The 10310-nt window shown below is 63.0% G+C and carries 12 protein-coding genes; 8 read left to right on the top strand and 4 right to left on the bottom strand.

Features of this window, described 5'->3' with window-relative positions:
* Nucleotides 1–200: ABC transporter substrate binding protein (locus AC1DY5_RS27940; protein WP_478116680.1), on the bottom strand; the 200-nt coding region annotated here is incomplete at its 3' end.
* 231 nt (nt 201–431) lie between these two features.
* On the opposite strand from AC1DY5_RS27940, the gene AC1DY5_RS27935 reads away from it, so the two are divergent.
* Entirely contained in the window at nt 432–905 is a 474-nt protein-coding gene (locus tag AC1DY5_RS27935) for an Lrp/AsnC family transcriptional regulator (RefSeq protein WP_478116677.1), read from the top strand.
* 571 nt (nt 906–1476) lie between these two features.
* Here AC1DY5_RS27935 and AC1DY5_RS27930 read toward each other — a convergent pair.
* Complete coding sequence (locus tag AC1DY5_RS27930; RefSeq protein WP_478116676.1) at nt 1477–2361, bottom strand: IclR family transcriptional regulator; 885 nt, start codon at nt 2359–2361, stop codon at nt 1477–1479.
* A 263-nt stretch (nt 2362–2624) separates the two neighbouring features.
* On the opposite strand from AC1DY5_RS27930, the gene AC1DY5_RS27925 reads away from it, so the two are divergent.
* On the top strand, nt 2625–2921 hold the full coding sequence (locus AC1DY5_RS27925; protein ID WP_478116674.1) for an ABC transporter substrate-binding protein: 297 nt from the start codon (nt 2625–2627) through the stop codon (nt 2919–2921).
* A 480-nt stretch (nt 2922–3401) separates the two neighbouring features.
* Here AC1DY5_RS27925 and AC1DY5_RS27920 read toward each other — a convergent pair whose 3' ends face one another.
* Both AC1DY5_RS27920 and AC1DY5_RS27915 read right to left on the bottom strand, forming a co-directional pair.
* Nucleotides 3402–4295, bottom strand: coding sequence for a LysR family transcriptional regulator (locus AC1DY5_RS27920; RefSeq protein WP_478116672.1), 894 nt, complete (start codon nt 4293–4295; stop codon nt 3402–3404).
* A 4-nt stretch (nt 4296–4299) separates the two neighbouring features.
* Complete coding sequence (locus AC1DY5_RS27915) at nt 4300–5202, bottom strand: LysR family transcriptional regulator (RefSeq protein WP_478116670.1); 903 nt, start codon at nt 5200–5202, stop codon at nt 4300–4302.
* A 125-nt stretch (nt 5203–5327) separates the two neighbouring features.
* Here AC1DY5_RS27915 and AC1DY5_RS27910 point away from each other — a divergent pair, with 125 nt between their 5' ends.
* The 6 genes from AC1DY5_RS27910 (at nt 5328) to AC1DY5_RS27885 (ending at nt 10178) form a co-directional block, all read left to right on the top strand.
* Nucleotides 5328–6317, top strand: a complete 990-nt coding sequence (locus tag AC1DY5_RS27910; protein ID WP_478116668.1) for an aldo/keto reductase — start codon at nt 5328–5330, stop codon at nt 6315–6317.
* A 16-nt stretch (nt 6318–6333) separates the two neighbouring features.
* On the top strand, nt 6334–6939 hold the full coding sequence (locus tag AC1DY5_RS27905; RefSeq protein ID WP_478116666.1) for a flavodoxin: 606 nt from the start codon (nt 6334–6336) through the stop codon (nt 6937–6939).
* Between the two features lie 70 nt (nt 6940–7009).
* On the top strand, nt 7010–7861 hold the full coding sequence (locus tag AC1DY5_RS27900; RefSeq protein ID WP_478116678.1) for an aldo/keto reductase: 852 nt from the start codon (nt 7010–7012) through the stop codon (nt 7859–7861).
* Between the two features lie 40 nt (nt 7862–7901).
* The gene (locus AC1DY5_RS27895) at nt 7902–8921 is read left to right on the top strand and encodes an alpha/beta hydrolase (protein WP_478116664.1); all 1020 of its coding nucleotides are present in this window, start codon (nt 7902–7904) and stop codon (nt 8919–8921) included.
* A complete protein-coding gene (locus AC1DY5_RS27890; protein ID WP_478116663.1) occupies nt 8918–9412 on the top strand; it encodes a cytochrome P460 family protein in 495 nt (164 codons plus the stop codon). Before AC1DY5_RS27895 ends, AC1DY5_RS27890 begins: the two co-directional genes overlap by 4 nt.
* Before the next feature lie 10 nt (nt 9413–9422).
* A complete protein-coding gene (locus AC1DY5_RS27885; protein ID WP_478116661.1) occupies nt 9423–10178 on the top strand; it encodes a DUF4405 domain-containing protein in 756 nt (251 codons plus the stop codon).
* Nucleotides 10179–10310 lie beyond the last annotated feature (132 nt).

Raw genomic sequence — 10310 nt, 5'->3', positions numbered from 1 at the left:
GTGTTGCCCTGCGCGCTCTGGTATTCGTACTTGAGGTTCTTGCCGGCTTCGAAACCGGCCGACTTCAGCTCGTCCCTGACGCCGTCGCGCACGGCGTCGAGCGCCTTGTGCTCGACGATCGCTGTGACCGCGACCGACTTCTCGGCAGCAAAACTGGGCGTGGCCGCGGCTGCGGCGACGGCGGCAGCGATCAGGGCCAGGGAGGAACGCAGGAAAGAATGTTGCACGTTGAGGTCCTTGTGAGAAATAGTCGGCGTGGTTCAATTTAGAAAACTGCCTCGACCGGAAACCTGTTTGGTCACCGTCCGGGAGCCGCCTTCCAGGAAGAGAAGTGTGAACTTCCGCACGGACAATCTGTTTTCATCGGGAGTTGGGGCGAACCCTCAGGCAAGCAACATAATTTCTCGTTCAGGACAAAAAAGGAGACAATCTTGTACGAACCCGATTTCGACCGTACCGACCGCAAAATCCTGGCCTTCCTGCAGGAGCACGGGCGCGCGTCCAACCTGGAGCTCGCCGAGGCTGCGGGCCTGTCGCCCGCCCAATGCCATCGCCGCCACCGTCGGCTGGAAGAAGCGGGATTCATCGCGCGCTATGAGACGCGCCTGGCCCCAGCGCGGCTTGACCTGCATGTGGTGGCCTTCATCCTCGTGGCCATGGAAAAGGGGCATATCCGCGACCTGTCGAAATTCACCGACGTGGTCATCGACATGCCGGAGGTGCTCGAGTGCTACTCGATCACCGGCGACTACGACTTCGTCATGAAGGTCATCGCGCGCGACCTCAAGGGGCTGTCGCGGTTCCTGATCGACAAGCTGATGCGGCTGCCGGGCGTCGACGGCGTGCGTTCCAGCGTCTGCCTGGACGAATTCAAGTGCACCAGTGCCCTGCCGCTACCTGAATGACGGCGACGCCCCCGCGATCAGCGCGCTCGGAGCACAATACTCAACGCCATGACAGGCGATTTTTTCGCATGCGAAGCAAGCGAAGGCCCGGTGCTCCCGGATCGCTCTGGTCAACTATTGCAACTGGTGCGCAACCTGGCCGACGAGTTGCATCGCGGTCCGCGACAAGCCTCGGCCTTGACCATTACGTGGGGCTCGCCGACGCGGCGCTCACGATGAAGGACCTGCAGCTGCTCTACAGGCTACGATCGCAGCACCCGTTGACCAGGCCAGAGATGGTTCGAGGGCTGGCGCAATGGCGCGGCGCCAGGCGCAACGATGTCGTCCGCTAGAGCCCGCGATTTTTGCTGCAGCCCAGTCTTCGAGATAGCGCGACATTGCTTGTCGCGATACTTCTTGATCGCCCGAGGCTCGGCCGCGAACTCACCCGCGCTCGAGTGCTTCGAGGAAGCGTCGCGTGAACAGGCGCGACAGCACGCGCAGGGACAGAAGAATCCGTAGAGGCGCTGCTGCGCACTCGGCAAGGTCCTGAAGGCCGAGTCGGTGAAGCTGACATCGTTGTGAGAGTCGGTCATTCCAGCGCGTTTAGCATCTCGTGCGCCTGACGCCCGAGATGCCAGCGCTCATAGGCGTCGCTGCCGAGCTGCGCGGAGAGTTCCGCGGCGCACGCCTGTAGCAGCTCGACCTGGCGGCGGCGGGGCGGGTTGGGAATGTTCTGGATCGATCCGATGATCGATAGCGCCCCGGCAAGGGCATCGCCATTGCGAAAGATGGGTGCGGCAACGGTGTTCACTCCCAGCATCACCTCGTTGTCGCAGACTTCGTAGAACTTCGCCTGGATCAGACGCATACGCTGGCGGATGACCGCAGGGTCGATCATGGACTCCGGCGTCTCGGCCACCAGCGGGCCGGCCAACAACTGTTCTTGCAGCGCCGGCGGAGAAAAGGCCAGCGTCAGTCGTCCCAGCGCCGAGCAGTGCGGCAGCGGCCGATTGCCCGGCTTCACGCTGATGCAAATGCGTGCATAGACGTTGTCCATGCTGGCGATAACCATCGGCCGCCCGTTGATGGGCACCGCCAGCACCGCGGTTTCCTTCAATTCGTCGCGCACCCGCAGCAGGTAGGGCTCCGCACGGCTGCGCAGGTCGAACTGCGTGCCGGCGGCCTCGCCTAGCTGGAACACGCGCCAGCCGAGACGATAGCGCTCGGTGGCCTGGTCTTGTTCGATCAGGCCCATCTCGCGCAGCGTGGACAGATGCCGGTGAACGCGCGGCTTGGTCTCGCCCAGCGCGTCGGCCAGTTCTGTTACGCCCATGGCGCGCTGGCCCAGGGCCAGTTCGTCAAGGATGCGGACCGCCACCTTGACGGCCTCGACCGAGTTGACTTTCTTGTCACCCGGCACAGGCACGGGTTCAGCGGCGGAAAAGGTTTGCATCGATCGCGAATTCTGCGTCATCGGGGGTTCTTTCAGGAGTGGCACCTCCATGGGGCATTCTTGCACCAATTGAGATTTCTAGTTTCGTCTAGCGTTACAAAATCTTGGTTGATATTTTCTACGATATCCAATATCGTCTGGCGTAACGACACGGCCGCGGGCCAATTTTCTCTAAACCGAAAGACTTACTTATGAAAAACGTGCATCGCCGCCTAGTTCTGTCGACCGTCCTGCTGGCTTGTGCGATAGGCGCTAACGCCCAGACGCCGCCCGCCAAGACTCCTTTGAAGTTCGGCTTGGCCATGCCGCTGACCGGATCGCAAGCGCTCTTCGGCGCCGACCAGGCCAAGGCGGCCCAGTGGGCCGTGGAGGACATCAATGCCAAGGGCGGCATCGACGGCCACCCGCTGGAAATGGTGCTGCTCGATACGCAGGCCGATCCGCGCCTGGGCATCAACGCCGTCAACCGGTTGATCAACGTCGACAAGGTGCCGGTGTTCGTGACGGCGTGGAGCGCGGTGGTCAAGTCTGTGGCCCCGATTGCCAACCGCAGCAAGGTGCTCGAGCTGAGGCGGTGTTGAGCTTGGACATGTCGCTCGTGGCCATGAAGGCCGCGATCAGGGGGATGGCCTGCTGCTTGGCAGACAGCGTGTCGGACGCGGGTTCTGTGCTGGTCATGGCTTGTGGCGCCTCAGTGTTCTGCGCGGCGTGGCTCGGCGCAAACGCCAGGCCGAAGATCACGGCCAACGCGGCGGCGAGCGCGCCGACGTCGCGATACCTAGCGGATGTTCCAAGGGTCATGGGTCCGTTGCTCCATTCATTGTTGGGCGGCTGCCCGCACGCATGCAGCTTCGAAAAGGACATGCTGTGGTCGCAAGGCAAAAGAGCCGGAGGGCGGCCTACCTTTGCTCTTCGTTGTTCTTGAATGGAATCGTACGGAAGATGGCCACTTCGATTAAGCCCATAATTCAGCATGCACTACTGAAATGAACTCATGAATATCGCGAACGTACGCACACGCAGCGCGAGGGCTAAGAGAGGCATTGCACCATCCCTCCCACCTACTCTCGATGTCGCAACGCCTCGATGACGACGGCTAGGGCACGTGACGATTGGCGCCGGCTCGGGTAGTAGAGGTAGTAGCCTTGGTAGGGAGCACACCAGTCGTCCAGCACACGGACCAGGCGTCCGACGGCGATGTGCTCCAACACCATGTCTTCTGGCACAAAGGCCAGCCCATAATCGGCCAAGGCCGCCCGGACGTTGGACGAACTATTGTTGAACACCCATTGCCCGCTCACGCGGAGTTTGACCTCCTGTCCCTCCCTGTCGAAGTCCCACGGCAGGAATCCGCCATGGGTCGGAAGCCATAGATTGATGCAGTTGTGCTGTGCAAGGTCATGGGGAGTCTCTGGCCTGGCTCGGCCGGCGAAGTATCCGGGCGAGCCGACGACGGCGATGCGCAAGTCGGGACTGATGCGAACGGCGATCATGTCCCTGGCCACCTGATTGCCCAGGCGCACACCCGCGTCGTAGCGCTGGGAAACGATGTCCGACATCGCGTAGTCCGCTGCGATCTCGATGTTGATGTCGGGATAGTCCCGCATGGCCTTGGACAGCTTGGGCCACAGCACACTGTTGGCTGCATGCTCTGCTGACGTGATGCGAATGGTCCCGACGGGTTTTTCGCGCAGTTCTTTCACGGCAGCCACCTCGGCGTCGATGTCCTCGAACCGCGGCGCCACGCTGTTGAACAGGCGCTCGCCCGCCTCGGTGGGCGCGATGCTGCGCGTGGTGCGCGTCAGCAGTCGGACGCCCAGGCGCGTCTCCAAGCTTCGAACGGCATGGCTCAGCGCGGAAGGGGAGACCCCCAGCAGCGCGGATGCCCGCGTGAAGCTACCTTCGCGCACGACATGCACGAAGGCGAGGACGTCGTTGAAAGTCTCCAGGGCCATGGATTCACTTCTCCGTCGGCGGATAGCGCAGCGCATCGATCAGCACCGCCATCGCGCGCGACAAATGCCGGCGGCTGGGGTAATAGAGGTGGTAACCCGGGAGCACCGGGCACCAGTCTTCGAGGACCGGCTTGAGCCGCCCCTTGACGATATCGGCCTGGGCCAGCTCCAGGGGCACATACCCGAGTCCAAAGCCAGCCAGCGCTGCCTGCAGGATCTGTCGGGTCCCATTGAAGACGAGTTGCCCCTCGACGCGTACCTTGATTTGATGCTTGCCCTTCTGGAGTCCCCAAGCGTAGAGGTCTCCATGGCTCATCAACCGCAGGTTGATGCACTCGTGATCGGCCAGGTCCTGCGGCTTCAGGGGCGCGGGTCGCTTCGCCAGGTAGGCGGGCGCGCCGACAATCGCCACGCGCACGTCAGGGCTGATGCGAGCGGCAGTCATGTCGCGGGCCACGTCGTCACCAAGCCGCACGCCCATGTCGTAGCGCTCCGCCACGATGTCAACGAAACGCGATTCTTCAGTGACCTCGACCTTGATCTGGGGGTGCTTGGGCAGCAGCTTGGCGAGCCGGGGCCAGAGCGCCGTCCGGGCAGCGTTTTCTGTCGCGGTGATGCGGATGGTCCCAGCGGGCTTATCACGCAGCTCGCCGACCGCCATCAGTTCCGCCTCGATCTCCTGGAATCGCGGCGCGATGTTGCGCATCAACCGCTCGCCCGCTTCGGTCGTGGAAACGCTGCGTGTGGTCCGGTCCAGCAAGCGCACGCCCATCTTGCTCTCGAGTGCACGGATCAGGTGACTCAGTGCGGATTGGGACACGCCGAGCCGCGCCGCTGCCCGCGTGAAGCTTTGCTCGCGCGCCACGGCAATGAATGCCAACAGGTCGTTGTAGCTGCCTTTGGGCATTGATGAGCTCACCTCACAAGAATATGCGGATTCTGCCATCTAGTCGCGCGCAGGGCTGATCGCTACATTGACATGTGAGCGATCCTGAGACGAACTCGGGGATCGTCTTCACAGGGAAAATCACTATGCAAAAGCGAAAAATTGGAAACAGCCATCTGGAAGTCTCGGCCCTCGGCCTGGGCTGCATGGGCTTGAGCCAGGGCTATGGGCCAGCCACAAACACTGGACAAGCTGTCGCTTTGATCCGTGCCGCATTCGATCGCGGTGTGACCTTCTTCGATACGGCCGAGGTCTACGGTCCATACCTGAACGAGGAAGTCGTAGGCGAGGCGCTTGCCCCGGTGCGCGACCGGGTGGTGATCGCCACCAAGTTCGGCTTCACGTTCGGCGACGACAACCAGCAGCAGATACTCAACAGCCGGCCCGAGCACATCCGCTGGGCGGTCGAAGGCTCGCTCAGGCGTTTGAAGACCGATGTGATCGACCTGCTCTACCAGCATCGGGTCGATCCCGACGTGCCGATCGAGGATGTGGCCGGCACCGTCAAGGACCTGATTGCAGAAGGCAAGGTCAAGCACTTCGGCCTGTCCGAGGCCGGTTCCCAGACGATCCGACGCGCACATGCGGTACAGCCCGTCGCCGCGCTGCAGAGCGAGTATTCGTTGTGGTGGCGCGAACCCGAGACCGAGATCCTGCCGATGCTCGAAGAGCTCGGCATCGGCTTCGTGCCCTTCAGCCCGCTGGGCAAGGGCTTTCTAACGGGCGCGATCAAGGACGGCGCGACCTTCGGGAGCGACGACTTCCGCAGCAAGGTACCGCGGTTCTCGCCAGAGGCGATTCGGGCGAACCAGGCGCTGGTGGATGTCCTCGGTCAGATCGCCAAGGACAAGGGCGTCACCCCCGCGCAGATCGCGCTCGCGTGGCTGCTGGCGCAAAAGCCGTGGATCGTGCCGATCCCCGGTACGACAAAGCTGCACCGGCTCGAGGAGAACCTGGAAGCGGTATCGGTGGAACTCTCGCCCACCGATCTCGACAAGATCGCTCAGGCCCTGGCGGACGTCAGGGTTCAAGGCGCCCGCTATCCTGCCGCGCTGCAGGCTCGCGTCGGCCGATGACTCCAGGACGATGCCGATGACGTCTGATCACAATGCGACCCGACGCAAGGTGATGACGGCGCTCGTCGCGCTTCCTCCGGGTGGCATGGCAGTGGCAATCGCCCAGGGGGGCACTGTGCGACCCGGCACAGCGGGCGGTGCGCGAACGCTGGTGGCCTACTTCTCCCGGTCGGGCAACACGCGTGTCGTCGCGGGCCTGATCCATCGCGCACGCGGAACGGCCCTGTTCGAGATCCGCCCCGCCACGCCTTATCCCGAAGACTATCTGCAGACGGTGGCACAAGCCCGCAAGGAAAGCGACAGCGGTTATGTGCCCGCCTTGGACGCCAGGGTGTCCGCCATGGCGGACTACGACACGGTGTTTCTGGGCTTCCCGATTTGGGGCGAGACCGCGCCGCCTGTGATCCTGTCCTTTCTGTCCGCGCACGACCTGTCCGGCAAGATCCTGATCCCGTTCGTCACCCACGGCGGCTACGGGCTCGGCAACAGCCAGTCCGTTCTTGCCACTCGTGCATCCAAGGCGCGATTGCTCAAGGGCTTCGTCATGGAGATGGATCAGGAGCGGCGAACGATGGAGCGCGTGACGAGCTGGCTGAGCGGTGTGTCCTCGCGCAAGGGCTAGCCAAGCGCTCGTTCACTGTCATTTACGGAAGCCAACTCGGTTCTTTCAAATCATCGCTTCAACGCCCACCATGCAACAAGTCACTTTGAACAACGGCGTCGTGATGCCGATCCTCGGCTACGGCGTCTTCCAGATCCCCGATGCGCAGGAATGCGAGCGCTGCGTCTCCGAGGCCATCGGCGTCGGCTACCGGCTGATCGACACGGCGGCTTCTTACCTCAACGAAGAAGCGGTGGGCAGAGGCATCAAGAACGCAGGCGTGCCGCGCGCCGACCTTTTCGTGACCACGAAGCTGTGGGTGCAGGACACCGGCTACGAACGTACGACGCAAGCCATCGACAAATCACTGCGCCGCCTGAATTTGGACTATGTGGATCTGTATCTGATCCACCAGCCCTTTGGCGACGTGCACGGATCGTGGCGGGCTATGGAGGCTGCGCTGAAGGCGGGCAAGGTGCGCGCCATCGGCGTCAGCAACTTCCATCCCGACAGACTGATGGACATCATTGGCTTCAATGACGTCGTCCCGGCCGTCAATCAGGTGGAAGTCAACCCATTCCACCAGCAAGAGGAAAGCGTCGCCTTCATGCGCGAGAACGGCGTGCAGGCCGAGGCCTGGGCCCCTTTCGCCGAGGGCCGCAATAACCTATTCCAGAACGAGGTTCTGGTGGACATCGCCCGCAAGCACGGCCGTTCGATTGGTCAGGTCGTGTTGCGCTGGGTGGTGCAGCGCGGCATCGTCGCTCTGGCCAAGTCGGTCCGCAAGGAGCGGATGGAGGAAAACCTGAACATCCTGGATTTCGATCTGGAGCCGTCCGATATGGAGCGGATCGCGACGCTGGAGACGGGCCAGAGCAGCTTCTTTTCGCATCGGGACCCGGCCAGGGTCAAGTGGATGAGCGAGCGTCGGCTCGACATCTGACGGCATGGCGACGAGGCATTGGCCTTCCGCAACTTGGAGGTTGGCCGGCGGCGTGCTGCCGGCGCTCCTCGCGTCGCCATCCAGCGAAGCCGGTGAAGCCAGTCCAGCTTCGGCCGGCAAGACGGCGGTTCATGTCGCTCCGGCGCGCAGCGTCCAGTCCCGGTATCCCCATCTGCGTCCGGACGGTCACCTCGGTGATCTGCTGGACCATCCTGCCTTCCAGGGCTTCAGCCATCGGATGCTGCCGTGGGATGGCCGGGACTACGACAAGGCCATGCCACTGAAGGACATCGGTCAACTCCTGCCGTACCACAGCCATATGGAGTCCGGTGTCATGGTCGCTGCACTCAATCGCATGGTGGACGACGCCAGCGCCGGCCATGTCGTGTTCCACGACTTCCATAGCGAGGAAGAGAAGCGCGCGAACCCGTCGCTCAAGCACACCGGACTGTTCTTCTTTCGGGGCCGACCCGGCGCACCTTTCGCCGTTGTCGCGCCGGGCGGCGGGTTCTCGTATGTGGGCTCGGTGCATGAAGGCTTCCCCTATGCCCAGCAGATCAGCGAGCGCGGCTTCAACGTCTTCGTGCTGAAGTACCGGGCGGGCCAAGGCGGCAGGGTAGCCACCGAAGATCTGGCCGCAGCGCTTTCATACATCTTCCATAACGCCCGCGCGATGCAGGTCGGCACGGACGGTTACTCGCTGTGGGGCAGTTCCGCAGGGGCGCGGATGGCGGCGGCAATCGGCTCGTACGGCACGGCCGTCTTTGGCAGCGCACCGCTGCCGAAACCCTCTGTGGTGGTCATGGCATACACCGCCCATTCGGAAGTCACCGCATCCGAGCCACCGACCTTCGCCGTCGTGGGCGACCGAGACGGCATTGCGCCGCCTGCCGCGATGGCGTCGCGCATTGCCGCGCTTCGACGCATCGGCACCCCGGTCGAATACCACAAGTATCCGGAAGTCGGCCACGGATTCGGCACAGGACAGGGCACCAGCGCACAGGGCTGGATTGACCAGGCCATCCGCTTCTGGGAGAAGCAACTCAAGAAAGCGCCATGAACCGACCGAAGAAGCAAGTCGCACGCCTCAGCGCACTGGCCGCATTGGCCGTCGGCACCCTTTTCATGGTCACCTGGCAGGCCCACGCGGAGACCAACCGCGTCACGTTCCCCAGGCTCGAAGACCTGGTGCACTACACCACGGTCCGGCGCGGCAACGTGACCGAGCATATCTCGACCACGCGCGAGGCCATCGAGGCGATCCAGAAGGGACAACGCGTGCCGAACGGCACCCATTTCGTGCTGGCGGACCATCGGGACGAGAAGCTCTTCCGCTACTTCGTCATGGAGAAAGGTGCCGGCTGGGGTGCGGACTTCGAGGAGCGCCGCCGTACCGGCGACTGGCAGTTCCAGTGGTACTGGCCCGATCGAAAGATCAACCTGCAGGAGAACACCGCGCGCTGCATGTCCTGCCATTCGTCGCAAAAGGACCGGGACTACCTGTTCACGGCCGGGCGCCTGCCGGAGTTCCACGGCAAGCCTGTCGAATAGCCTCCGCGCCATGAACCCCGTTTTTCTGCTGAGACTGGTGCTCGACTGCATCGCCGCCGGGCTGCTGCTGTTTGCATTCGCCTACTCCTGGCAGGGCAACTCGGCGCACGAACTGGCCGGCATCGGCATGTTCCTGCTGCTCGTCGTTCACAACGTGTTCCATCGCCGATGGTTCTCCACGTTCGCGAAGCCCCGAGAGCCACGCGGCAAGTTCAATATCGCCCTGACCTTCGTGCTCCTGGTGGGGATGCTGGCACTGCTGGGCACCAGCCTCGTGATCTCCGAGACGGTGTTTTCCAATCTTCGCCTCGGTGACGACTTCACGGCACGACAGATCCATGCCGGCATCGCCTACTGGCTGCTGATCATCGTGGCCGTCCACCTCGGCCTGCGCTGGCCGCTGCTCATGGGCGTTGTCCGAAAGCTGCTGGGCATCACGGCGCCGAATACAGCACGAACCGTGGCGCTCCGAGCGGTCGCTGTCGGCATCGCGGTCAAGGGCGTGAGCAGCGGCCTCGCTTTGAACCTGCGCTCCAGACTCCTGTTCCAGCTGTCGCTGGACTGGTGGAACTTCGAGGAGTCGGTGGCAGGCTTCTTTGGCCACTGCGTGGCCATCATGGGCCTGTGCGTTTTCGTCACCTACTACACGATGCAATGGCTGCATCACCGCGGTCGCACAGTGACGGCGAGCGTTTTGACGACAGGGGCCGGAGCTCAAGAGCAGGCAGCCGCAATTGGCACCCCGAAACAATCGCAGAAAGGATGAAGCATGAAATTCCCGGAAGTCGCCGCTATTGCCCTCTCGCTTGGACTGTCAACAGCCTTTGCCAACGAGCCGGCGCCAATTAAGGTCACGCCGGTTGGCTCCCAGCCTTCCAGCGCCGGCCCCGAACAGAAC

The sequence above is a fragment of the Variovorax sp. P4_D9 genome, assembly GCF_056401695.1.
Note: the sequence above shows the minus strand (reverse complement) of the source record. Positions and strands in the feature narration are given on the sequence as shown.